Consider the following 24,322-nt stretch of genomic DNA (forward strand, 5'->3'; position numbering starts at 1 on the left):
AGTTTAATGTGTCGCCTACGTTATCGGCTTCCACATAAATCTTGAGGTGTTCATGTCCACCACCTTCAAAACCGCAATTACAGCTAAATTGCGTTTGCCCTCCGCTAATACTTCTCTTCTCTTGATAAAAAGGATTTTACTGAATTGAAACTAAAATTTTTCATAATAATATAAGTTTAAGTTATGCCATTCAATTAGCTTAAAACTCATGAATTATGAATGGCAATAATCCTTGAGTTTTTTTTATACTGTCACTCTGGGTGGTCACCCTCTTTTACAACCGTTGTAATTTTTCAGTTTTGTATTATCAAATTCCTATTTTCATTTGATAATTGTCATTATAAAATAAGAGAAAAGTATTCTTCATCTTTGGAGCATAGCTATTGCAATCTTGAGCAAAAAATGATACCAAAAAAATAGAGTAAAAAAATCCTGCTGTTATTGATTGGCAATATATATCGAAATCACAAAACAACGGCAAGGCTCGCCCATAAAAAAAGTAAGGGCAGCCCTTACTTTTTCATGGTATTGAATATATGTTTAAAACGGTTTTATATAAATCCCTTTTCCTTTGCTTTTTGCAACAATTCTTTATCATAGGGACTTACTGCATCAAAAATTTGTTTTAAGTGGCGTTTTCTTTTTTCTAAAGCCGGGAGCGAGAGCTGTAAAAGTTCTGGCAGATCCTTCATCATGGTACCAATAGAAAGCTCATACAGTAGCTTTCTATCAATAGCATCTACAATAAAGTCAGAAGCAACCTCGTTTCTCAACAATTTAATGACCGTTTTACTGTAATACGGAGGGTCTGTAAGTACTGTGTTAATTGCTGCAACCAGTCCCATAGGATTGATATCATTTTTAACTAAAAACCCATCAGGATTAAGATTTTTAAAAAGGCTATGAACTCTATAATTGTCATTGAAAGTTGTTGACACTATAATCCTTGTACTAGGCATCAATTCATTGATTTTTAAACCTAAATCTTCACCAGAAAGTATATACCCATCTTTTGAAGACGGCAAACTGATGTCCAACAATATAATATCGGGGTTTTTATTCTGTGATGAAAAATGCATTATCTTTTCTAAAGCGCTATCACAATCATGGGCCTCCTCAATATCAAAGGATAGGGAATCATTCTGTTTTTCAATATAATTAAATGCACTTTTATAAGCAGAAGTTATTAAAGGGTGGTCATCAATGATTAATACTGTGTATAATTTATGTTCCATAGTTTTTTACTGAATTGGAATTGTAAAATGTATTGTAGTTCCTTTGTCTATTTCTGATTGAATACCAAATACGCCTTTTAATTTTTCTATTCGGGATTTCATGTTTTTAATACCGATGCCTTGCTTTTGCTTTTTTATTTGGAAGCCTGTTCCATCATCGTTCAGAATTACAATTAAATTGTTTTTTTCAATAGAAAAACTTAAACTTACTTTTTCTGCTCTTGCGTATTTAACGATATTCTGTAAAGATTCCTGTAATATTCTATATAAGTTGACTTTAATAATTTCATCTATTTCGCTCCATCCAATATTTTCGTCAATATCCAGTTGATAGGTGAAATTGCCCAAGCGGCTTTTATTTTCGAGAAGTTGCTTTAATATGGAGCTAAAATCAATTTCGTAGCTATTGAAATTAATATTTAGCCTATGTGAAACTTCCCTGATTTCCTTTTCTATAAGCTGCAATTCATCTAAAAACACCTCATGCTGCTTTAAGGTGCCGTCATCTCCCTTGATATCCAAAAATCCCAAATCGACCCGCACCCCGAACAGTTTCCCTAAGATACCGTCATGCAACTCCTGCGAAATCCTGTTGCGCTCTCTTGTTTTTTCTTCTTCTAATTTAATCTGTTGCTTGAGTGTTAAAATATAGATTTGCTCATTGGCTTTTTGTTGTTCGGTTTCTAAAACGAGCCTTTTTGTCCTCGATTTTTGAACTATGATATAATATATTAACGATATAATCAGAATAAGAACCAAAGAGCCAATTAATAGGAGCGTTTGTTGTTGTGACAGCCGTTTGGTTTCCTCAATATACTCATCGGTTTCGTAGGCTATCCGGGTAAATTTATTTTGGACCTTGCGGTCTGCATTTTGCAAGCTATCACTAAAACTGATGTACTTGTTAAGATAATCGGTTGCATTTTCAGCATCCAGTTTGGATAATAAATGAAGCGATGTCAAATAATCTCGACTATTTTTTATTTCCTTGGATAATACATTGGCTTCTTCAGCATATTGGATAGCTTTTAATGAGTCCTTGATTAAAGCGTAATATTCCGATAAATGGATCTTACTGGTCACAATTCCTTCCTTATTACGCAAACTATCTCTAATAGTTAAAGAACGATAAAAATCTTGTTTTACATTTGTTGTATCTCCATTTAAAAGATGAGTATAAGCTCTGTTTTCCAGTACTCGGCCATAATGGTCAATGTCACGTGTTTTTAGATTATCATCATTCAAAATCCTGTCAAAATACCCCAAGGCTATGTCATATTCTCCCATATCTTGATATATTAAGGCCATATTATTGAGTCCAGAATTTTTAGGTAATTTATCTTTTTCAAGTTTAGTTTGATACTCTAAGGCTTTTTTATAGTAAAATAAAGCTCTGTCATATTCTTTCATTCCACTGTACAAAATACCTAGATGTTCATAAGCACCAAATAAAGCTTTATAATCATTCAATATTTTGTATTTCTCAATAGCTTTTACCATAAGTATTTCACTCCCTGAATAATCTCGAAATCTTCCTTTTATAAACGACATGCCATAGAGCATTTTAGCGGCGTAATATTGGTGGTCAATGCTCTCAAAATAATTATAGGCGATGTTATAATGGTAATAAGCGGAATCATATACTTGCAGTCCTTTATAGAGGTTGGCCGTGCTCCAATGAGTATCGGCAATAGAAAAGGTATCTCTTAGTTTTAAGGCATGTGCGTAAACTTCATTGTTTAGCTTTCTAAAATTGATAGTGTCTTTCAATAAAAGATATTGATATGTCATCAGGCTAAGTTTTCTGGTTGCCAACGTGTCAATTTTACTTGAATTTATGACTGCATACGCTCTATCTAAATATGATCTTCGCTCATCCAATGACAGTGAATTGTCTTTTGAAAAAGTAATCCAAGAAGAAACACTATCATTATGAGAAGTCGAAGGTTGTTCGGATTCATCTGGTTTACCGTAACTACAACTCAGTAAAATGATAAATAAAAAAATAACCTTTATTTGGGAGCGAGTTTTGATGTAGATGCTATTAATTGTTTAATAATGCAAAATAACGAAAAAGAAGCCGTCTCAATACCTGAGGCGGCTTTTTGCATTAAATTACTTGTTAAAAAGTGGATTGTTATGTATCTTTAAGCATTGATAATCAACGATATGAATACTAATTTCCAGTCTTATAACCAGCAACAAAATTGGCTTTTCCCTCCCTCCATTGAAGAACTTGTTCCCATTGAACATCCCGTGCGCGTTGTCAATGGAATAATCGAGCAGCTCGATCTGAACCTGCTTATCGAGGAATATAGCAAAGAGGGCAAGCCGAGCTATCATCCCAAAATGATGCTCAAGGTAATGGTCTATGCGTACATGGACAATACTTACTCCAGCCGTAAGATCGAAAGGGCCATGCGCGAGAACATTAACTTCATGTGGCTGGCCGCGCAACAGGTGGCAGACCACAATACCATTGCGCGCTTCAGGAGCAAAAAACTCAAATCCATTTTTAAAGACATCTTCAAGCAGGTAGTACTGCTGTTGGCCGAAGAGGGACTGATCACTTTAAAGGAAGTCTTTACGGACGGCACGAAGATCGAGTCGGTCGCCGGACGGTATACCTTCGTTTGGGGGAATGCCATCAAGACCCGGAAAGAGAAGATGGTAGAGCAGCTCGAAGAGATGTGGCAGTATGCACAAAGTATTGCCGATGAAGAGGACAGTGACCCGGTACCACCGGACTTTAAAAAGATCGATAGTGAGAAGGTGGAAAGGACAGCCAACAAGATAGCGGAGATCATCAGCAAGAATCCCAGGGCCAGCGGCAGGGCAAAGGCAAAGCTCCGGTATATCCAAAAGAACTTTCCGCAGAACCTGGACAGGTATGAAGAACAGGAAAAGACCTTGGCCGGACGCGGCAGCTATAGCAAAACGGATCCCGATGCCACCTTTATGCGGATGAAAGATGACCACATGCAGAACGGGCAGCTCAAGCCGGGCTATAACGTGCAGTTGAGTTCTGAATCCCAGTTTGTCATCCACTACACCCTGCACCAGACCACCAACGACCTCAATACATTAAAGCCACATCTGGACACCTTTGAATCCTTGTATGAGTTCTTGCCAGAGCAGCTCACCGCAGATGCGGGCTATGGAAGCGAAGAGAACTATGAATTTTTGGAAGAAAAAGGGATAGGGACCTATGTTAAGTATAGCACCTTTGACAAAGAACAGGGCATCTTAAAATCAAAACGAAAAAAGAAAAACGAGGGCTTCCACAGAGATAAACTATACTACAGCCAAGAACAGGACCATTACATATGCCCGATGGGTCAACCCATGGAGAACATCGGGGAGCGAAAGGGAAAGACCAAATCTGGCTACTTGCAGAAAAGCAGTATGTACCAAGCCCAGAACTGTCAGGGCTGTCCACTGCGCACAGGCTGTTTTAAGGCAAAGGGCAATAGAATCGTCGAACGTAACCACGCTCTGGAAGGGTACAAGGAAAAAGTGAGGGAAAACCTGCTCAGCGAAATGGGAATAATAAAACGCAGACAGCGCACCGCTGATGTGGAACCTGTATTTGCCCAGATCAAATCAAATAGGAACTTCAATCGATTCACCCACAGAGGGATAGAAAAGGTAGAGTTAGAGTTCGGATTGCATGCACTGGCACATAATCTAAGGAAGAAAAGTGCCTGAGAAGGCAACTTTCAAACTAAAAAATAAATCACTGCCAAATAAATATTAGTAGTGAAAATAAAAAAAACCGTCCCAATATGATTATTGAGACGGCTTCTTTTTGATTTTTTTTAATTGCTGATAATCTTGAGTTACATTAGTAAGGCTCACCCTTACTATTTCTACGGGCGAACCGTAACGATCTTTAATTAATTCTTTATAGATTTAATCAAAACTAAAACTGTCAATTTTATAAAATGGAAACAGTTTGAAATATAATGATTAAACTATGGATAATTGTTACTCCTCAACGAAGCAACTTCTTAAATTACATAAGATAAAGCACACTAACACTTATATAAAAGATAGTGTACTGTCTCATCCAGACCACCCAAGTTTATTAACTATAGCTGACACGTTAACAAAATATGACATTGAAAATGTAGCCATTAGGATTTCAGAAGTTAAATTTGATGAGTTACCTACACCATGTATCATTCAAGTTTCCGTACTTGGTACAACATTATTTTATACATTAAATAAAATCACGAAATTAAGTTTGAAAAATTTGAAATTAGGAGCAGATGATATGCTTCAGCGTAGTCAACTTAAAACTGTATTTGGTGGATATGGTGGCGGTTCCTGCCAATCATGGGTAAATGGAACTCACTAAGCGATGCTCAAGGTGATTATGCTATTTGTATAGAAAACGGCCATAGTGATTGTGGATATTGTTGCGCAGGCTGTTAATATCTTGTAGATTTAATTTCAATAATTTAACAAAAGCAGTGAGATGAATTAATCTCACTGCTACCTAATTTTAAATAAACACTCATGAAGAAAATTCTATTGCTCGTCTTATTAATTGTCTCCTGTAAGAATGACCCTTCTCACGAGAAAACGGAGCTTGATAAAACAGATACAGAAACTATCAACAGTACTTCAATATATTTTCATTCAAAACCTAAGGATACGCTTCATTTTCAGAATAGAGAGATTAAGTTTCCTTCTGTAGTTGAAATTTTAAACGAGAATGGATTTCGAAAAGAGTTGATTGTTAATCACGATGGAGATAAATTTGAATATGCTCCAGAAAAAGATTTCTTTTTTATAAAACATACCTATCGCAGTGATGATCTCTATTTTGAGATGAAAAAAGGAGATTCGGTGAGGTACCATGAAAAAGATGGTTTTCCATTTTATGTTGGGAATGATAAAAAACTAAACGAAAGTAATCTTTATGATTATAAGAGAATGACGTATTTAAATACCTCATCACCTTCCGACTCTTATTCTTATTATTTATCTAATAGACATGCCATAACTGATTTTAAGAAATTGAGAGAAAATTATCTCCAAGAATTACGCCATCTCAATAAAAAAGAAGCGATTTTGTTGGATTCGTTGTATGCGTTACATCAAATTACGGAATCTAGATACCAATTGCAGAAAAACAGATTAAAATTTAGTCTATATAATTCAGTTCATCCTAATGATTTTAAGAATTATGCCATAGCCGACACACTAAGTAATTATTTAAATAAAGATGATTTGATCAAATTTTCATTTTACAAAACGTTTCTTCAAAATTACTCTAGATATAAATTTAATTCCAAACTTATTAGGCAATCCAATAAATCCATTTTAGATTTTAAGACAAATTTTGATTCAATAGCCCAGTCTAATCAATTCTCTTCAAATGTAAAGACCTATTTATTATATCATAATCTCGTCGAAATAGGCTCTAATTTCTCCGAAGAAGACTTTAACGCCTATTTTAAAAAATTTCAAGATATGGTAACTGATTCAATTTTAATTTCTTCTCTTAATAGTAAGTTTTTAACAAACCTCTCTGAGTCAATAGAAAATATAGAAGATGTCCATTTTATAACAAATAACAAAACAAGTAAAACGTTGAAAGGCATAATAAGTGATAATTACGGGAAAGTGATCTATCTTGATTTCTGGGCGAGTTGGTGTGGACCTTGCCGCATAGCGATGCCATTTTCCGAAAAGTTAAAAAAAGATTATGAAAATAAAAATGTGGTTTTTATGTATGTTTCTATAGATAAAGATTTTGAAAAATGGGAAAAGGCCTCACAAGAAGATGGTTTACTTTCTTTAGAGAACAATCTTTTAGCTGCGAACTATCCAAAAGCCGATTTTTACAGCAATTTGGCACTAGAAACAATTCCGCGATACTTATTATATGATAAAGAAGGTAAATTGATTTACCGAAATGCGCCAGGCCCAGGAGGCGATGAAATAAGGAAGTTGCTTGATAAGCTTTTAAAAGAATAGATGTCAAAATTTCCATTTTACAAACAACCTGACTCCAAAGAATGCGCCCCACCTGTTTGCGCATCGCTGCAAAGTACTTTGGCAAACTTATTACTTTACAAGAAATTAGAGATCTATCTGAAACAACCAGAGAAGGTAGTTTGTTAAAGTTAAGTGATGCTGCTGAAAGTATAGGTTTTAAAACCATAGGAGTTAAAATTGATTTTCAAAAAACTTAAAGAAGCACCTTTACCTTTAATTGTACATTTTAATAACAATCATTTCATAACAGTTTATAAGATAAAAAATGATATGGTCTTCATGTCGGATCTTGCTTATGGCTTGATAACTTATACCAAGGACGAGTTTATATCCAGATGGATTGGTAACAACGCCAACGAAAGCACAAAAGAAGGTGTTGCATTATTGTTAGAAAATACACCAAAATTCAAAGAATTAGATTGGATAAAACGGACAAACGATCTTTTAAATTAAATATAAATCAAAAACCCAATTCAATCCTTTTTCAACTCATCTTTAACATTCAACATCTTCTGCAAATCAATCATATCCTTACTCAACTTCTCCTCCAAAACACGAGCATAAATTTGGGTTGTTGATACTTTCAAATGACCTAATAATTTAGACACCGTCTCTATAGGCACACCGTTGCTCAGGGTAACGGTTGTGGCGAAGGTATGGCGAGCCATATGAAAGGTGAGATTTTTTCTAATACCAACCACTGATGCAATTTCTTTAAGATACAAATTGACTTTCACATTGCTTACTACGGGAAACAAGGTTTCTGAGATGACAGCCATAGGATGATTATCATATTTTTCCAAGAGAAATTTCGCCTTATCTAGTAAAGGCACTTTTACTTTTGTTTTAGTTTTTTGACGATGTGTAATGATCCAATTATTACCATCCATTCCTTCTAAAACATGTTTTGGCTTGAGAGTTTTAATATCAGCATAACTGATCCCGGTATAGCAGCTGAAAAGAAAAACATCCCGTACTCTTTCTAGTCGTCCAATTGGAAAATCATAAGTTTCAAGATTAGACAATTCATTTGCAGTCAAAAAATCACGTTCCTTCTTTTCATAACTCATTTTCCAGCGCATGAATGGATCTTTGTCCAACCATTCCAAATGATAGGAAAGCGTCACCATTTTACGAAGCCTCTGAATGTGTTTCATGACCGTATTATGCCCCATCTCCCTATCGTGTCCATTTGGATAGTATGCGTTAAGAAACCGCTCAAAATCACAAATAAATTTATAATCCAATTGTTTTAGCACAATATCCTTAATTTTTCTATCCTTTAGAAGAAACTTCTTAATGTAGTCTTCAGTGACCCCATAATTTCTAATCGAACCAGTTGCATGTGTGTTCTCTATTTTCTTTGAATGGTAATCAATAAGTTCCAGTAAGGTTTTGGAACTTTCATCCTCGCCAAGAAAAATAGTCTTAATTCTTTTAGCCGTAATAAGTTCTCCTTGAAATTTTAAATCCTGAAATATTTGAAAGAGTAATACTCGTGATTCCTCCAAATATTGATTAATTTGTTTTGCTTCAGAAGAGTTACCTAAAACCTTTTTGTTCTTATTGTCCCACAAGTCGAGGGGCACTTTTCTTTTTAAGCTGATTTCAATTCTTTGCTGATTGACAGTTATCCTAGCATAAAGTAAGGCACTGTTGTTTTGTGATTTCTTGGGATTTACCCAAAAGCGGATGGAAAATGTTTTTGAAGTACGCATAGTTGTCGTCTTTAAATGAAACAATCTTTTAAGACGAAAGTCAAATCAACTACATCAATACAATTTAGGGAATTTTATTTAAAAGAGACCTCAGGTCTCTTTTAAATAAAAGGTCTCCTTTTAGCTACCATTTTAAATCAAATCATATCAAATTAAATGAACCCATAGAAACCTAAAAACCAAGCGAATCCTACAGATTGCTTGGTTTTGACATCCTTTGAAGATGCTAAAAGTGACCACGAAGGGATTCAAACCCCCGACCGCTGGAGCCGAAATCCAGTGCTCTATTCAGCTGAGCTACGTGGCCATTTCATCCCTGCGAAAGCAGGGATCTCTTTTTAGGTTAATCTAACCTGTACTATAATTAGTTATTTTTCTTTATAATACACATTCCTTAAAATGCCATTTAAAAGAACCAATATTTTTAAGCTAATTTACTCTTCACAATATTGGAAATCGTTTTCCCATCTGCCTGTCCTGCCAATTGTTGATTGACAATCCCCATCACCTTACCCATATCTTTCATGCCTTCTGCACCCGTAGTTTGGATCGTTTCAACAACCACTTTCTCTATTTCTGCTTCGCTTAACTGTGCTGGCAAAAACTGACTGATGATTTCGGCTTGCGCCAACTCTGGTTCTGCCAAATCATTTCTATTTTGTTCGGCATAAATTGCTGCACTGTCCTTACGCTGTTTCACCAACTTTGACAAGATTTTTATCTCTTGTTCCTCAGTAATTTCTTCTTTGGAGCCAGTTTCTGTCTGAGCAAGAAGGATTTCGGCTTTAATGGCTCTTAAGGCCGCCAAAGCTTCTTGATCTTTATTCTTCATTGCTGCTTTTAAGGCAGTCATCAAATCTTCTTGTAAACTCATCGTTTATTTTTTTGATGCTGCGAAGATAATAAAAAGAAGGGAGTGTTCGATGAGGGAATCATAGGATAATTGCAAATTATTTTGAACAGGTTTATAATTCCATCAATTCATAATTCAATTCTTAGATTCCTGACTTCATTTCGACAAGCTCAATGTATGACGCAGGAATTAAAAAACCCAGAAAGCAGTTAAACTATCTGGGTTTTTAAAAGTGTGAAACACCGAACTTAAATTTGCTATTAATCTACGTTATCGTGTAAAAACGAATTATTACTTCGCAACTGAATATCGTCGTTATCATCTAGACCCACCGAGGTTCTTGAAGACTTCAAATCAGAAGAATATCTATTATCTTCCAAATTTACGCCTTGTCGCTTATACGCTGGTTCTTTTTCAATTTCGTCAACTTTCGCCGAACTGAACTTATAATTAAAATCTTTCATTTTACGTCGTCTTTCATCTGCACGTTCTTTTAACATGTCTGAAATTGGACTGGTCATTGGATCAACCTCTTCTGGTGCAGCAGTTTCTTGTTGCACTGGAATCGATTTCCTTTCAAATACAATATCCTCTTCAACTGCAGGTTGCTGCTTGGCTTTTGTCTTGTTGATTGATGATTCATAAGTCATAAAATCATCAAGAGCGTAGCGCTTTTCACCTGTTTCATCTGCTTGAGTCACTGAAATGATTTCAACATGATCATGAACCTTCATATTCTTTGTATCGTCATCCAGCTCAAACATAATGCGGTTTTGCTTTTTTGGAGCTTCTTCAGTTTTTTGATTGAATAATGGCAAATCAAAAGTGAGTGTGATCTGTTCATCTTCCTCAAAAATCTCTTTTGGAGCTTCGGCCTTAAATGGTTCAATTGGAGTTATGATAAAATCATCTTCGTCAACACTGTCCAAAACTTCATCATAAACAACACTAAGATTTTTGATGAATTCTGTGGTTGGAATCAAACCCATCTTGTTATCCTGTTTTTTCTCTTCCTCTTCCACTAAGGTATGCACTACAACTTTTTCTACTTCTTTTTCAAGAACGATATCAGGTGTGATAATTGCTGGACCGCGATCTTTAACTTTAACATCATTCTCATCTTCTAAAGCGTGAATAACCTTTTTGGTCTCTGTGTTTGAGATCTCATCCTGTTGTTCAATATCAAAACCCGTGGCGATAATCGTCACTGAAATAGATTCTTCTAGATTTTCATCTTCACCAACACCCATGATGATGTTTGCACCATGACCAGCTTCATTTTGAATATGGTCGTTGATCTCTCCTATTTCATCAATAGTAATTTCTTGAACACCTGAAACGATGAGCAACAATACGTTTTTGGCTCCAGTAATTTTATTGTCATTTAATAGTGGCGAATCAAGAGCTCTCATAATAGCATCTTGCGCACGTGTTTTACCAGATGCGGTTGCAGAACCCATAATGGCAGTTCCGCTATTGGATAAAACGGTTTTAGCATCCCGTAAATCGATATTTTGTGTGTAGTGATGCGTGATCACTTCAGCGATACCTCTGGAAGCGGTTGACAATACCTCATCAGCCTTTGAGAAACCTGCTTTAAAGCCTAAGTTTCCGTAAACTTCACGAAGTTTATTATTGTTGATGACCACTAAAGAATCACAATGACTTCTTAAAGTCTCAATTCCTTTTTGGGCTTGTTCATTTCTTATTTTACCTTCAAAAAGGAATGGCATCGTCACGATACCTACGGTAAGTATTTCCAATTCCTTGGCCATTTTGGCAATCACAGGAGCTGCTCCGGTACCTGTTCCGCCACCCATACCTGCGGTGATGAATACCATTTTAGTATTGGTATCCAACATTCTGCGGATATCTTCTAAACTCTCGATGGCTGCTTGCTCGCCCACTTCTGGGTTTGCGCCTGCACCGAGACCTTCGGTTAAATTAACACCTAGCTGAATTTTATTTGGGACACCACTGTTATGGAGGGCCTGGGAATCGGTGTTGCAGATGACAAAGTCAACGCCTTTTATTCCTTGTTGAAACATATGGTTAATGGCATTACCGCCGCCGCCACCTACTCCTATCACTTTTATGACGTTGGATTGGTTTTTTGGCAAATCGAATGCGATGTTTCCAAATTCATTTTTATTGCTCATAATGTTTTGGGTTTTTTCTGGATTCTTAATTAATATTTTTACTTTAAATTTGATTGGTACCGACAGGGCGTGCCGTTGCGACAGGGCGTGCCGTTGCAGCAGGGCATGCCGTTGCGACAGGGCATGCCCTGTCGCTACTCGGCATTATCTAAAAAATCTTTGACGCGTTCTGTCAATTTATCTAAAAATGATCGTCTTTCCTTTCTTGGCGGAACAATCGGTTCTTCTTCTATTTTCAAAGGAGGGGCTTCTAATTCTTCTTTAATTTCTTCTGCTTCTGCTTTTTCAATCCGTTTGCGTTCCTGACGTTTTAATCCGTCCATAACCAAACCAACTGCCGTAGCATACAATGGACTCGCAATCTCTTCATCACTGTCGCCAGCTAAATGCTCATTTGGAAACCCAATTCTGGTGTCCATTCCTGTGATATATTCCACCAACTGCTTTAAATGTTTCAGTTGTGCGCCGCCACCAGTCAACACAATACCTGCAATGAGTTTCTTCTTTTGCTCTTCGTGTCCGTAATTTTTTATTTCAACATATACCTGCTCAACAATTTCCACCACACGTGCGTGAATTATCTTTGACAGATTTTTAAGTGTAATTTCCTTTGGCTCTCTTCCTCTTAATCCAGGAATGGAAACAATCTCATTGTCCTTATTCTCTCCTGGCCACGCGGAACCAAACTTTATTTTTAATAATTCGGCTTGCTTTTCTATAATAGAGCAGCCTTCCTTGATATCTTCAGTAATGACATTACCTCCAAAAGGAATAACTGCGGTATGACGAATAATGCCATCTTTAAAAACAGCCAAATCCGTTGTACCACCTCCTATATCAATCAAAGCTACACCAGCTTCTTTTTCTTCCTGACTCAAAACAGCGTTTGCCGATGCCAAAGGTTCCAGGGTTATACCCTCCAATTCGAGGCCTGAACTCTTTACACAACGCCCAATATTCCGGATGGATGATACCTGCCCAACAACAACGTGGAAATTGGCTTCCAATCGGCCGCCATACATTCCAATCGGTTCCTTGATTTCAGCCTGTCCATCAATTTTATATTCCTGTGGCAATACATGGATGATCTCTTCTCCAGGAAGCATGACCAATTTGTGAACTTGATTAATCAATCGGTCAATATCTTCTTCATCAATCACCAGTTCTGAATTGGCGCGTGTGATATAATCGCTGTGTTGTAAACTTCTGATATGCTGACCCGCAATACCCACAGTTACTTCTTCAATTTTCACACCGCTTTCCGCTTCTGCTTCTTGAACAGCCTGTTGGATTGATTGAATGGTTTGCGTGATATTATTGACCACGCCTCTGTGCACACCCAAACTTTTAGCTCTTCCAATTCCTAAAATTTCGGCCTTGCCATATTCATTTTTACGACCGATCATAGCGACGATCTTTGTCGTACCTACATCCAATCCTACTGAAATTTTATTATTTTCCATCCTTTACTTTTTGGTACCTATAACCTGTTTATCAAATCTGAGATTAACGGCACTATAACTATTTAAAGTACCATCTTTCATGGCTTTTTGATAGAAAGCCTTAAGATTATTTATCTTTTTATCCAATCGGTCCAATGACCCTAACTGTATTCTAAAATCATTTAATCTAAATTTTAGATCAATACTTCCATTTTCATTCTGGTGAATCTCTGTAACATGGTTTATTAAAAACTCATCACTTTGAACTTTTTTAGCAACAACAAACACATTATACAAGTCATTTTTAGTCACAAAACCAGTCACTAAAGGCACTCTTGATGAGTAATTTGTTGATAACGGCATATAAGAACCTTCATCATCAATATAATAAGATGCATTTGTACTGACTCTTGCTATAGGTTTCTTTTGTTCTATCTCAGCGGTCAATGTACCATCAACGTTGATGTACACTTGCGCGCGCTTGATCATGACGTTGGCGTTCAGGGCAGATTCCAAGTCGTTCAAAGCTATAGTTTCTTTAGGCTTATTGGAAACACTTTCTTGGTTTTGTATTAACAACTTACTAACAGCCTCATGCGTTACAAATAAATTCTCATCACCCAAGAATTTAATATTCGGTTCACTCACTTTTCTTGCCGAATTCCGAACAGAGGAAAACGCGAAAAGAAAGATTACCAAAAAAAGCAATCCAATGATTTTTATATAATTATAATTTATTTTCAAGTTCTAAAGCTTGTTTTATATATTTTACTTGTTCTCCAATATCTCCAGCTCCAATGGTTAAAATAACCGGAGCATCGGAGGCTAATACTTCTGAAATCAACTCCGATTTTTGGACTAATTTCTTATGGTCATTTTCAATTTTTGTTAATAACCATTCTGAGGTAATCCCTTCCATTGGCAATTCTCTTGCAGGATAAATATCGAGCAATAAAATCTCGTCAAATTGCGACAGGCTTTTTGCAAAATCGTCTGCAAAATCACGGGTCCGACTAAACAAATGTGGCTGAAAAATAGCCAAGACCTTTTTCCCGGGATACATTTCCCTAACCGCTTGGTGTACGGCATTAATTTCTCCAGGATGATGTGCGTAATCATCAATAAAAACCAAATCATCCGTTTTGATTTGATATGTAAAACGTCTTTTTACCCCTTTGTAAGATGCTAAAGCTTTGGCGAGCTGCTGGTGAGGGATACCATATTCGACAGACATCGCCAAGGCCATTAGTGCATTCGACAGATTATGTCTGCCAGGTAGGTCAAATTTAAAATTGTGTAGCATTCCATTTGGCGTTTTCACGTCAAACTCATAACTGCCATTGATTATTTTTACGTTTTGAGCGGAATAATCCGAATCGTCTTCTACTCCGTAAGTAATGCCTTCAACTGGCAACCCATTCTTGACGAACAATTTGCCGTTTGGTTTTAATTTTTTCGTGAACTCAATGAATGATTTTTCAAGTTCCTCCGGTTCACCATAAATGTCAAGATGATCAGGCTCCATTGAGGTCAAGCCAGCCATATCTGGAGACAAGGTCAGAAACGAACGGTCAAATTCATCGGCTTCAACTACGGTAACCTCCGTCCCTTTAAGGATGAAATTGGAATTGTAATTCTCACTCACGCCACCTAAAAATGCAGTGACAGGTACATTGCATTCATAGAGTAAATGTCCTAAAATACTGGTGGTGGTCGTTTTACCATGAGTTCCGGCAACCGCCAAACAAAAGGTATTTTTTGTGATTTCTCCAAGGACGACCGAGCGTTTTAACAATTCAAAATTATGATCTTTGAAATAGTTAAACTCCTGATGCCCTTTAGGAATTGCAGGTGTATAAACAACTAAAGTATCACTCGGACTCAAGAATGCCGATGGTATTTTCTCAATGGCATCCTCAAAATGAATGTCCGCACCAAGTTCTTCCAAAGCAACGGTGATGTCCGTTTTGGTTCGGTCATATCCAGCCACAGATTTCCCTTCGGCAATAAAATAACGCGCAAGCGCACTCATTCCGATACCTCCGATGCCGATGAAATAGACATTAGCCCATCCCAAACCCTTCCCGAAAGAAAGGGCTTTATCATTGTTTTCTATATTTAGATCCTTTTTATTCATCCTTATTTATTTTCTTCCCTTTGGGAAGACGGAATATGGGATAGGAGTTTCTCAACCTCATCCGCAATATCTTTTGTCGCGTTTACCAAAGCGAGTTTCTTTATATTTTCACTTAGGAGTTGTTGTTTTTCTAAAGATGCAACCAACTGTGCAAATCGATTTTCAAAATCAACATCCAAATCCGCTTCTTTAATTAACAATGCCGCATCTCTATTAACAACAGCCAAGGCGTTTTTAGTTTGATGGTCTTCAGCCACGTTAGGTGACGGAATGAAAATTACTGGTTTCCCAACCACACACAACTCCGAAACGGAACTCGCTCCTGCTCTCGAGATTATAAAATCGGCAGCGGCATAAGCCATATCCATCGTATTTAAAAAAGCATGAACTTGCACATTTTCAGTAGTATTATACTTTTTATAAACTTCATGATACAACTTTCCGCATTGCCAGATCACTTGAACGTTTTGGGTCTGAAAAAACTCTAATTCTTTTTCGATCAACTCATTAATCCGTCTGGCACCTAAACTTCCTCCCAAAACCAACAAGGTATGTTTCCCGTGCTTTTGCTTAAAAAAACTCTTAGCTTCCACCGACTTATTATCAATCTGCAACAGATCCTGACGAATCGGGTTTCCTGTTTTTATCAATTTATCCTTCGGAAAAAAGCGTTCCAACCCATCGTAGGCGACACATATTCTATCTACTTTCTTTCCCAATAATTTATTGGTAATTCCTGGAAACGAATTTTGTTCCTGGATCAAACTAGGGATTCCTTTAGCAGCAGCGACCTGTAAAAGTGGTCCGCTTGCAAAACCACCTGTTCCAATGGCGACATCCGGTTTGAAACTTTTAATTATTTTTCGGGCTCGCAACAAGCTGACAATCAATTTTGCTGGAAAAGCCATGTTTTTCAAAGTCAACTTACGCTCTAAACCTGAAATCCAAAGGCCCTCGATCTTATAACCTGCCTGAGGTACTTTCTCCATCTCCATCCGATCCAAAGCGCCCACAAAAAGAAACTCAGCATCAGGAAAACGAGATTTCAGCTCATTCGCAATGGCAATGGCAGGATAGATATGACCTCCTGTGCCGCCTCCTGAGAGAATGATTTTGTATGTTTCTTTTTTAGCCACTTCTTTTTTAAAATCTAACAGCTTAATTAAAATGCTGGAGTATAATAATTTATTTCACTTTTTTAAACCTACAAGGTTTTTAAAACCTTGCAGGTTAATCAAATTGCTTCACTCAATATTTCCAATGGATTATCCAATCCTTCTTCCTGTTCTTTTAATTCCTCACGTTCTGCACTGACACTTAAAACAATGCCAATTGCCATACAGGTCATCCAAATGGAGGTTCCACCACTACTGATTAGCGGCAAGGTTTGTCCCGTTACCGGAAATAATTCTACTGCCACCGCCATATTGATAAACGCCTGAAATACGATAGGCAAACCGACACCAAGGACGACTAATTTCCCGAAAACAGTATCTGATTTTTGTGCGATGATCACAATCCGAAAGAGCAGCCAACAATACACCACCAAAATAACCAAACCGCCTATCATCCCATATTCTTCTACAATTATGGCGAAAATAAAATCGGATGTCGATTGTGGCAAAAAGTTCTTTTGAACACTCTTCCCTGGCCCTAATCCCGTTATTTCTCCTGTTGCAATGGCAATCTTTGCTTTTTCAATTTGATAATCGGCTTCTGTGTCTTCACCATTTGAAAAGTTCTCAATTCGGCTCATCCACGTATCAATACGATTTGGCATCGCCTCGGGAAATGCTTTCGCAGTCAAAACAAACAATCCCAAAACCAGGATACCAGTACCAATAATAATCACCAAATAACGAATTGGATAGCCTCCGATAAATGTCAACATCATAACCATGGCAAACATAATTGCTGCCGTTGAAAAGTTAGCGGGAAGTATCAAAATCAGCACCAAAAAAACGGGCATCCATAACGGTAAAATCGTCTCTTTAAATTTTATGTCCTTGTCTTGGATTTTTGATAAATAGCGCGCCACATATACCATCAACACCACTGCCGCAAATGTGGAGGTTTGAAATGACATCCCCACGATTGGGATTTGAATCCACCTACTCGCATTAGCACCATCAATAGTATTTCCTTGAAACATGGTCAACACCAACAAAATCAATACGATGGGCATCATAACCAGGGATAAGCCCCTAAAATAACGATAAGGCACCCGATGAACCCCATACATAATGACAAAGCCTAAGAACAGATGCATAAAATGCTTTACAAAAAACGAAAACGTACTCCCTGAACTCGCAGTATATGCCAAATTACTGGAAGAACTGTACACAGGAAGGAATGAGAAAATTGCCAACAATGCGACAATTGCCCAAATCAATCGATCTCCTTTTATGTTTTTATATATGGCGTCCATGGTCATTCTGACACTTTCCTTATTGGAAAACTTTATGTGCTTTTAATTTGTCTATCCTAAATCTTAACTTTTATGTTTTTTTCAGACTTTAATGCTCCAAAGCCAAACTCCAAAGATTTAAGATGGGTTTATAAATTTCTTACGGCGTCTTTAAATTGTCGCCCTCTATCTTCGTAATTCTCAAATAAATCAAAGCTTGCGCACGCTGGCGATAACAATACTGAGTCACCTGTTTCAGCTAGTTTATAGGCGATTTTAACCGCTTCGCTCATATGTTGCGTTTCTACGATAGTATCCACCATTTTTCCGAAAGTATTCAGCAGTTTTTCATTGTCTACGCCAAGACAGATGATTGCTTTTACCTTTTCATTAATAAACGGAAACAATTCTCTGTAATCATTTCCCTTATCGACACCTCCAACAATCCAAATTGTCGGCGATTCCATGCTGTCTAAAGCAAAATAAGTTGCATTGACATTGGTTGCTTTCGAATCATTGATGTATCGGACCTTATTGATTTTCAATACGTGCTCCAAACGATGTTCAACACCTTGAAAATTTTCTAAGCTTTCACGAATGGTCTGTTTTCTTATTTTCAACAAATGCGCTACGGTTGATGCAGCCATTTGGTTTTTAATATTGTGTTTGCCTTCTAAAGCTAAATTTTTTGTTGACATAATTATTTGATTATTATCTATCGTTATTTTTATCTCTTCTTTGTTTAAATACGCACCATTTTCAATAATTTTCGTCAGTGAAAACGGCACTAATGTGGATTGAATTTCATGTGATTTAAGCCATTCAGTAATTACTTCATCATCGGCATCATAAATCAGGTAATCATCTTTAGTTTGATTCATGACAATTCTGAACTTTGAATCGATATAGTTTTCAAACTTATAATCATACCGATCCAAATGATCTGGTGTGATGTTCAGCAAAACGGCGATATGCGGTTTAAAATCGACGATATCGTCCAATTGAAAACTGCTGATTTCCAGTACATAATTTGGATAATCATGTTCCAAAATCTGCTGTGCAAAACTTTTACCAATGTTACCGGACAAGCCCACCTCCAATTCTTGTTTCAGAATATGGTAGATTAAGCTTACCGTGGTGGTTTTACCATTACTCCCTGTAACACCCACGATTGTTGCATTGGTAAATTTTGATGCAAATTCAATTTCAGAAACCACTTGAATCCCTTGCGCTCTTATTTGCTTCACCAAAGCCACTTTATCAGGTATTCCTGGACTTTTCATCACGATGTCTGCATCAAGAATCTTGGACTCTGTATGCTGTTCATCTTCAAATTCAATCTCATTATGTATAAGAACGTCTTTGTACTTTTCTTTAATTTTTCCTTTATCTGAAAGGAATACTTTGTAACCCTTTGCCTTTGCTAAAAGCGCTGTTCCAACACCGCTTTCTCCACCTCCCAAAATCACAATCCTCCCAAACCCTCCAAAGGAGGGCTTTTTCATAGCTTCACTTCTTATATCTTCCATCATATTCACAATCATTTCTCTTCCCTTTAGAAAGAGGTTAAGAAATGGGATTTTTGTTTATCTTAATTTTAACGTTACAATCGACACAATAGCAAGCAAAATTCCGACAATCCAAAAACGCGTGACTATTTTACTTTCATGGTAACCAGATTTCTGATAGTGATGGTGCAAAGGCGCCATCTTAAAAATCCGTCGTCCTTCGCCATATTTGTTTTTAGTATACTTAAACCAACTCACTTGCATCACAACCGATAAATTTTCAACTAAAAATATTCCGCATAACACTGGAATCAACCATTCTTTACGCACTGCAATCGCAATCACGGCAATCACGCCTCCTATGGTCAAACTTCCTGTATCTCCCATAAATACCTGCGCTGGATAAGCATTATACCACAGAAAACCAATAAGCGCTCCTACAAATGCAGCGATATAAATAGTGATTTCTTCCACCCTTGGGATATACATGATGTTGAGATAATCTGAAAAAATGATGTTTCCAGAAACCCAGGCAAAAATGCCGAGGGTGAGCACAATGATAGCCGATGTCCCCGCTGCCAGCCCATCTATTCCATCGGTTAAATTCGCTCCGTTGGACACTGCGGTAATAATAAAAATCGTCGCTAAAATGAAAATAATCCATGTGTACTTTTCAAGACCTGGGCTAATCCACGTCACTAATCGGGCATAATCAAATTCATTTTCCTTGACAAATGGAATGGTCGTTTTTGTTGATTTCTCTTCCGCTTTAAATAGCTTTGCTGCTTCTACATTAGGGCTAGAAGCCAAGATTTCCTTTTGTTGAACCGTTGGCAACTTCTCCCGAATGGTAACATCATCATGAAAATAAAGTGTTGTCCCCACAATAATCCCCAATCCGACTTGTCCTAAAACTTTAAAACGCCCTTTGAGCCCTTCTTTATCATTCTTGAATTTTTTAATATAATCATCCAAAAATCCGATAGCTCCCATCCAAAGCGTGGTTACCACCAGTAAAATGATATAGATATTATCGATTTTAGCAAACAGAATCACCGGAATCAAGGTTGCAATAATGATGATGATCCCACCCATTGTTGGTGTTCCCGCTTTTTCTACTTGACCATCCAATCCCAAGTCTCTAATGGTTTCTCCTACTTGCTGTTTTTGCAAAAACTTAATAATCCGTTTACCATATATTGTTGATATCAACAACGACACAATAATCGTCATAGCCGCCCTAAACGTGATGAATCCGAAGAGGGAAGATCCGGGAAAATCAAAGTGTTGTTTTAAATATTCAAAGAGGTAATAGAGCATCTAGATTATTGTTGATTGTTGATTGTTGATTAAACTGAACTTCGTTATTCGTTATTCGTTATTTAATTATTTTATTTATCATTTTCTTTTCTTCGCGCTTCGTGCTTCAAACTCCATTCTATTTCCCGAGCTGTTTCAAAAACTCTTTGACTATTTTATAATCATCAAAATCGCTTTTGACGCCTTTAACTTCCTGATAGGTTTCGTGCCCTTTTCCCGCAATGAGAATGATATCATTGGGTTGTGCCATTTGACAGGCGGTTTTAATCGCTTGTCTTCTATCGGCAATAGAAACCGTTTTTTTATAATTCTGTGGCTCTACGCCCTTTTCAATATCCTCTATGATTTTTTCAGGGACTTCACTTCTTGGATTATCACTGGTGAAAATCACTTTTGTGCTTAAAGCTGATGCGATATGCCCCATTTTAGGACGTTTCGTTTTATCTCTATCACCTCCGCAACCAACCACGGTAATCAATTCTTCGTTTTTAGTGCGAATGCTGTTGATGGTTTCCAATACATTTTGCAAAGCATCGGGCGTATGCGCATAATCAATAATAGCGGTTATTTTATCTTCAGAAATTAAATACTGAAATCGTCCTGATACGCTTTCCAATTCGCTTATCAATCGCAGATTTTCCACCTTTTCAAGACCTAACACATCTGCGGCAGCGTAAATAGCTAAAATATTATAGGCATTGAAATTTCCTATCAAGCGCGTCCACACCTCATTCTCATTGATTTTAAGCAAGAGACCAGTAAATTGATTTTCTAATATGTGCGCCTTATAATCGGCGTAAGTTTTTAAAGCGTAAGTGTATTTTTTTGCTTTGGTATTTTGAAGCATGACCAAACCATTCCTATCATCAATATTGACCAAAGCAAAAGCATCTTTGGATAAATTGTCAAAAAATGATTTTTTAACATCCCTATATTCTGCAAAAGTGCTGTGATAGTCTAAGTGATCGTGCGACAGATTAGTAAAAATGCCACCTTCAAAATGAAGTCCTTCCGTCCTGTTCTGATGGATGCCATGCGAACTGACCTCCATAAAGCAAAACTCAACTCCGGCAACACTCATCAAACTCAAGTATTTATTGATGGTCAAGGAATCTGGAGTGGTATGTGTGGCGGGATACTCTTGGGTATCTACCATCACTTTAACCGTGGACAATAAACCCACTTTAAATCCGGCCTTCTTAAATAAATGATATAATAAAGTGGCAACAGTGGTCTTTCCATTAGTTCCGGTTACGCCTATCAACTTTAAATTCTGCGACGGATTGTCGTAAAAATTGGCCGCCATAAACGCCAAGGCTCTACTTGCGCTTTCAACTTCTATATAGGTAATACCATTATGTAAAGTATCTGGCAAGGCTTCGCAAATAATGGCAACGGCTCCATTTTCAACTGCCAAATCGATGTATTGATGGCCATCTGTAATCGTGCCTTTTATGGCGACAAAAACATCATCTTGAACAATGTTTCGAGAATCGAAATCAATGGCATTGACGGGCACACTCGTACTGCCAACAACAGAGTTGATGGTGACCTTATATAATATGTCTTTTAATTGTGCCATTATATATTTAAATAGACTTCTTGATCGCGTGTTATTTTTACACCTTGTTCAATGGATTGCTTCTTAACCACGCCAACACCTTGAATCTTTACTTTCAATCCCATATTTTCCAAAAGCGCCAGGGCATCCATAGTTGGCATTCCTCTAACATCTGGCATGATGGTTTTGTGCGTTTGCGCGACGTTATAATAATTTTCAAAATCCTTATTGACCACCGTGTTTTGAAAATTCAAAGTTTCGACCTCATCGGTAATAGGTGTATCGGTAAATATTTTTTGTGCAATTTTCTTAAAGACAGGTCCAGAAACATCCGCACCATAATAACCAACACTCTTGTCTGGTTCATGGATGACGACAATACAGGAGTATTTTGGATTGTCGGCAGGGAAAAATCCAGCAAATGATGAGATATAACTCAATTTATCTTTATTGGCATAATCCTTTTGACAGGTTCCCGTTTTTCCTGCCATAGAAAAATTAGGCGAATACAACTTGCTTCCCGTGCCACGCTCCACAACGTTTTCCAATAGTTTTTTAACTTTATCAACGGTTTCCTGTGAGCAGATTCTCGGATTGATGACTTCTTTTTTGAAAGGCACAATCGTTTTATCAAATTCTCTGACTTCACGCAGAAATTGTGGTTTTACCATCTCGCCGTTATTGGCAATGGCGTTATAAAACGTCAAAGTTTGCAGAGGCGTAAATGAAACCCCATAACCATAGGCCATCCATTGCAATGCAATACCACTCCAGCGTCCGTTCTTAATTCTTGGATCCGGAATAATAGGTTCTGGCTCGCCAACAATTGGCAAATCCAAACGGGTATTCAAATTCATGGCGTACAACCGGTCGATGAACTTACTAGGCTGATCTTTATAAGCCTTATCAATAGCCGCCACGATTGCCGTATTTGAGGACACCTCAATAGCTTTTGCAATGGTTATTTTACCATAGCCGCCATGCTTGGAATCTCTTACTTTTTTACCATAATAACTCAATACGCCTTTTTGCGTATCGACAACATCACTGGTATCAATCACCTTATCTTCTAAAGCTGCGGTTATGGCCATGATTTTAAACGTAGAGCCAGGTTCACTGCTTTCGCCAACGGCATAATTTAAACGCTCATAATAATGTCCATCAGAATTTCTACCCAGATTGGAAATGGCTTTGATTTCACCAGTTTTGGTCTCCATGACAATGACCGAACCATGATCTGCTTTATATTTCTCTAGTTGCTCCAATAAGGCATGATGCGCAATGTCCTGGATATTGACATCTATTGTCGTGTACACATCATAACCATCTCTTGGCTCAATTTCATTATAATCGGTAATGGGTTTCCATTGGCCTTTACCAATTTTTTGTTTCATGCGATGGCCATCCGTTCCTCTTAAATACATTTCGCCAAAAGCACCGTCAATACCCGCTCTCACATAATGGCCGTCTTTATCTTTACGCTCATAACCAATGGATCTTTGCGCAATGCCACCCATCGGATGTTCACGTTTTGTGGTTTGTTCCACAATGAGCCCACCTCTAATAGCGCCAAGATTTAATAATGGAAAATTCCGAATGCGCGCATAATCGGTATAATTAATATTTCTTGCCAGTATAAAATACCTGTTTCTGTTAGCTCTTGCTTTTCGTAACTCCTTTTCATAATACCCTGAAGATTTTCCGGAATATTTGGATAAAGAATCACTCAAGGGCTTTATGAGGCTCTCAAAAGTTTTACTTGTTGGCGTTAAGGCATCAAAACGAATGTCATATTTTGGGATGGAGGTTGCCAATAAACTTCCATCAGACGCATACACATTTCCGCGATTGGCAGGAATGGTATCATTCTTAACGGTTCGCTTTTCAGCCAAGTCACGATATTTATCGCCATGCACCATCTGAATGGTAAACAACTTAAATACCACGGCCAATGCAAAGACAAACATGATGCT

At 37.4% G+C, this 24,322-nt stretch carries 19 protein-coding genes and 1 tRNA gene; 5 read left to right on the forward strand and 15 right to left on the reverse strand.

Annotated elements, in window-relative coordinates; genetic code table 11:
* Positions 1-551: 551 nt before the first annotated feature.
* A complete protein-coding gene (locus ESZ48_RS10090) occupies positions 552-1,235 on the reverse strand; it encodes a response regulator (RefSeq protein WP_129017301.1) in 684 nt (227 codons plus the stop codon).
* A gap of 6 nt (positions 1,236-1,241) precedes the next feature.
* The gene (locus tag ESZ48_RS10095; protein ID WP_129017302.1) at positions 1,242-3,026 is read right to left on the reverse strand and encodes a tetratricopeptide repeat-containing sensor histidine kinase; all 1,785 of its coding nucleotides are present in this window, start codon (positions 3,024-3,026) and stop codon (positions 1,242-1,244) included.
* A 369-nt stretch (positions 3,027-3,395) separates the two neighbouring features.
* On the opposite strand from ESZ48_RS10095, the gene ESZ48_RS10100 reads away from it, so the two are divergent.
* The 5 genes from ESZ48_RS10100 (at position 3,396) to ESZ48_RS19670 (ending at position 7,697) form a co-directional block, all read left to right on the forward strand.
* Complete coding sequence (locus ESZ48_RS10100) at positions 3,396-4,943, forward strand: IS1182 family transposase (RefSeq protein ID WP_394345726.1); 1,548 nt, start codon at positions 3,396-3,398, stop codon at positions 4,941-4,943.
* A gap of 268 nt (positions 4,944-5,211) precedes the next feature.
* A complete protein-coding gene (locus ESZ48_RS10105; protein WP_129017304.1) occupies positions 5,212-5,595 on the forward strand; it encodes a hypothetical protein in 384 nt (127 codons plus the stop codon).
* Positions 5,596-5,756: 161 nt separating this feature from the next.
* Positions 5,757-7,223, forward strand: coding sequence for a TlpA family protein disulfide reductase (locus ESZ48_RS10110; RefSeq protein WP_129017305.1), 1,467 nt, complete (start codon positions 5,757-5,759; stop codon positions 7,221-7,223).
* Between the two features lie 41 nt (positions 7,224-7,264).
* Positions 7,265-7,441: a cysteine peptidase family C39 domain-containing protein gene (locus ESZ48_RS19665; protein ID WP_262707975.1), complete on the forward strand. Its 177-nt coding sequence runs from the start codon at positions 7,265-7,267 to the stop codon at positions 7,439-7,441.
* On the forward strand, positions 7,422-7,697 hold the full coding sequence (locus ESZ48_RS19670; protein WP_262707976.1) for a cysteine peptidase family C39 domain-containing protein: 276 nt from the start codon (positions 7,422-7,424) through the stop codon (positions 7,695-7,697). Before ESZ48_RS19665 ends, ESZ48_RS19670 begins: the two co-directional genes overlap by 20 nt.
* Positions 7,698-7,717: 20 nt before the next feature.
* Here ESZ48_RS19670 and ESZ48_RS10120 read toward each other — a convergent pair whose 3' ends face one another.
* The 13 genes from ESZ48_RS10120 to ESZ48_RS10180 all read right to left on the reverse strand — a co-directional run bounded on the left by ESZ48_RS10120 (position 7,718) and on the right by ESZ48_RS10180 (position 24,316).
* A complete protein-coding gene (locus ESZ48_RS10120) occupies positions 7,718-8,962 on the reverse strand; it encodes a site-specific integrase (RefSeq protein WP_129017306.1) in 1,245 nt (414 codons plus the stop codon).
* 233 nt (positions 8,963-9,195) lie between these two features.
* Positions 9,196-9,269 (reverse strand) — tRNA-Arg (locus ESZ48_RS10125).
* Between the two features lie 117 nt (positions 9,270-9,386).
* Positions 9,387-9,836, reverse strand: a complete 450-nt coding sequence (locus ESZ48_RS10130) for a GatB/YqeY domain-containing protein (protein ID WP_129017307.1) — start codon at positions 9,834-9,836, stop codon at positions 9,387-9,389.
* A 239-nt stretch (positions 9,837-10,075) separates the two neighbouring features.
* Positions 10,076-11,974: a cell division protein FtsZ gene (gene ftsZ / locus ESZ48_RS10135; RefSeq protein ID WP_129017308.1), complete on the reverse strand. Its 1,899-nt coding sequence runs from the start codon at positions 11,972-11,974 to the stop codon at positions 10,076-10,078.
* A gap of 134 nt (positions 11,975-12,108) precedes the next feature.
* A complete protein-coding gene (gene ftsA / locus ESZ48_RS10140) occupies positions 12,109-13,437 on the reverse strand; it encodes a cell division protein FtsA (protein ID WP_129017309.1) in 1,329 nt (442 codons plus the stop codon).
* Positions 13,438-13,440: 3 nt separating this feature from the next.
* Positions 13,441-14,160 (reverse strand): cell division protein FtsQ/DivIB, encoded by a 720-nt coding sequence (locus ESZ48_RS10145; RefSeq protein WP_129017310.1) that lies wholly within the window; start codon positions 14,158-14,160, stop codon positions 13,441-13,443.
* Positions 14,144-15,553, reverse strand: coding sequence for a UDP-N-acetylmuramate--L-alanine ligase (gene murC, locus ESZ48_RS10150; RefSeq protein ID WP_129017311.1), 1,410 nt, complete (start codon positions 15,551-15,553; stop codon positions 14,144-14,146). Before murC ends, ESZ48_RS10145 begins: the two co-directional genes overlap by 17 nt.
* A gap of 2 nt (positions 15,554-15,555) precedes the next feature.
* The gene (gene murG, locus ESZ48_RS10155; RefSeq protein WP_129017312.1) at positions 15,556-16,689 is read right to left on the reverse strand and encodes an undecaprenyldiphospho-muramoylpentapeptide beta-N-acetylglucosaminyltransferase; all 1,134 of its coding nucleotides are present in this window, start codon (positions 16,687-16,689) and stop codon (positions 15,556-15,558) included.
* Between the two features lie 98 nt (positions 16,690-16,787).
* Positions 16,788-17,981, reverse strand: a complete 1,194-nt coding sequence (locus tag ESZ48_RS10160; RefSeq protein ID WP_129017313.1) for an FtsW/RodA/SpoVE family cell cycle protein — start codon at positions 17,979-17,981, stop codon at positions 16,788-16,790.
* Positions 17,982-18,109: 128 nt separating this feature from the next.
* Complete coding sequence (gene murD / locus ESZ48_RS10165; protein WP_129017547.1) at positions 18,110-19,465, reverse strand: UDP-N-acetylmuramoyl-L-alanine--D-glutamate ligase; 1,356 nt, start codon at positions 19,463-19,465, stop codon at positions 18,110-18,112.
* Between the two features lie 81 nt (positions 19,466-19,546).
* The gene (mraY, locus tag ESZ48_RS10170; RefSeq protein ID WP_129017314.1) at positions 19,547-20,788 is read right to left on the reverse strand and encodes a phospho-N-acetylmuramoyl-pentapeptide-transferase; all 1,242 of its coding nucleotides are present in this window, start codon (positions 20,786-20,788) and stop codon (positions 19,547-19,549) included.
* Between the two features lie 118 nt (positions 20,789-20,906).
* Positions 20,907-22,370: a UDP-N-acetylmuramoyl-L-alanyl-D-glutamate--2,6-diaminopimelate ligase gene (locus ESZ48_RS10175; RefSeq protein ID WP_129017315.1), complete on the reverse strand. Its 1,464-nt coding sequence runs from the start codon at positions 22,368-22,370 to the stop codon at positions 20,907-20,909.
* The gene (locus ESZ48_RS10180) at positions 22,370-24,316 is read right to left on the reverse strand and encodes a penicillin-binding protein (protein ID WP_129017548.1); all 1,947 of its coding nucleotides are present in this window, start codon (positions 24,314-24,316) and stop codon (positions 22,370-22,372) included. The genes ESZ48_RS10175 and ESZ48_RS10180 overlap by 1 nt, the downstream gene beginning before the upstream one ends.
* Positions 24,317-24,322: the final 6 nt, after the last annotated feature.

Origin of the sequence: Gelidibacter gilvus (genome assembly GCF_004115975.1) — a bacterium.
Classification (GTDB): Bacteria; Bacteroidota; Bacteroidia; order Flavobacteriales; family Flavobacteriaceae; genus Gelidibacter; species Gelidibacter gilvus.

Bases quoted from the DNA above. Each gene is read 5' to 3' on its own strand.
- ESZ48_RS10090 (WP_129017301.1), bottom strand. From the start codon at position 1,235: ATGGAACATAAATTATACACAGTATTAATCATTGATGACCACCCTTTA.
- ESZ48_RS10095 (WP_129017302.1), bottom strand. From the start codon at position 3,026: ATGACATATCAATATCTTTTATTGAAAGACACTATCAATTTTAGAAAG.
- ESZ48_RS10105 (WP_129017304.1), top strand. From the start codon at position 5,212: ATGGATAATTGTTACTCCTCAACGAAGCAACTTCTTAAATTACATAAG.
- ESZ48_RS10110 (WP_129017305.1), top strand. From the start codon at position 5,757: ATGAAGAAAATTCTATTGCTCGTCTTATTAATTGTCTCCTGTAAGAAT.
- ESZ48_RS19665 (WP_262707975.1), top strand. From the start codon at position 7,265: ATGCGCCCCACCTGTTTGCGCATCGCTGCAAAGTACTTTGGCAAACTT.
- ESZ48_RS10120 (WP_129017306.1), bottom strand. From the start codon at position 8,962: ATGCGTACTTCAAAAACATTTTCCATCCGCTTTTGGGTAAATCCCAAG.
- ESZ48_RS10130 (WP_129017307.1), bottom strand. From the start codon at position 9,836: ATGAGTTTACAAGAAGATTTGATGACTGCCTTAAAAGCAGCAATGAAG.
- ftsZ (WP_129017308.1), bottom strand. From the start codon at position 11,974: ATGAGCAATAAAAATGAATTTGGAAACATCGCATTCGATTTGCCAAAA.
- ftsA (WP_129017309.1), bottom strand. From the start codon at position 13,437: ATGGAAAATAATAAAATTTCAGTAGGATTGGATGTAGGTACGACAAAG.
- murC (WP_129017311.1), bottom strand. From the start codon at position 15,553: ATGAATAAAAAGGATCTAAATATAGAAAACAATGATAAAGCCCTTTCT.
- ESZ48_RS10160 (WP_129017313.1), bottom strand. From the start codon at position 17,981: ATGGACGCCATATATAAAAACATAAAAGGAGATCGATTGATTTGGGCA.
- murD (WP_129017547.1), bottom strand. From the start codon at position 19,465: ATGAAAAAGCCCTCCTTTGGAGGGTTTGGGAGGATTGTGATTTTGGGA.
- mraY (WP_129017314.1), bottom strand. From the start codon at position 20,788: ATGCTCTATTACCTCTTTGAATATTTAAAACAACACTTTGATTTTCCC.
- ESZ48_RS10175 (WP_129017315.1), bottom strand. From the start codon at position 22,370: ATGGCACAATTAAAAGACATATTATATAAGGTCACCATCAACTCTGTT.
- ESZ48_RS10180 (WP_129017548.1), bottom strand. From the start codon at position 24,316: ATGTTTGTCTTTGCATTGGCCGTGGTATTTAAGTTGTTTACCATTCAG.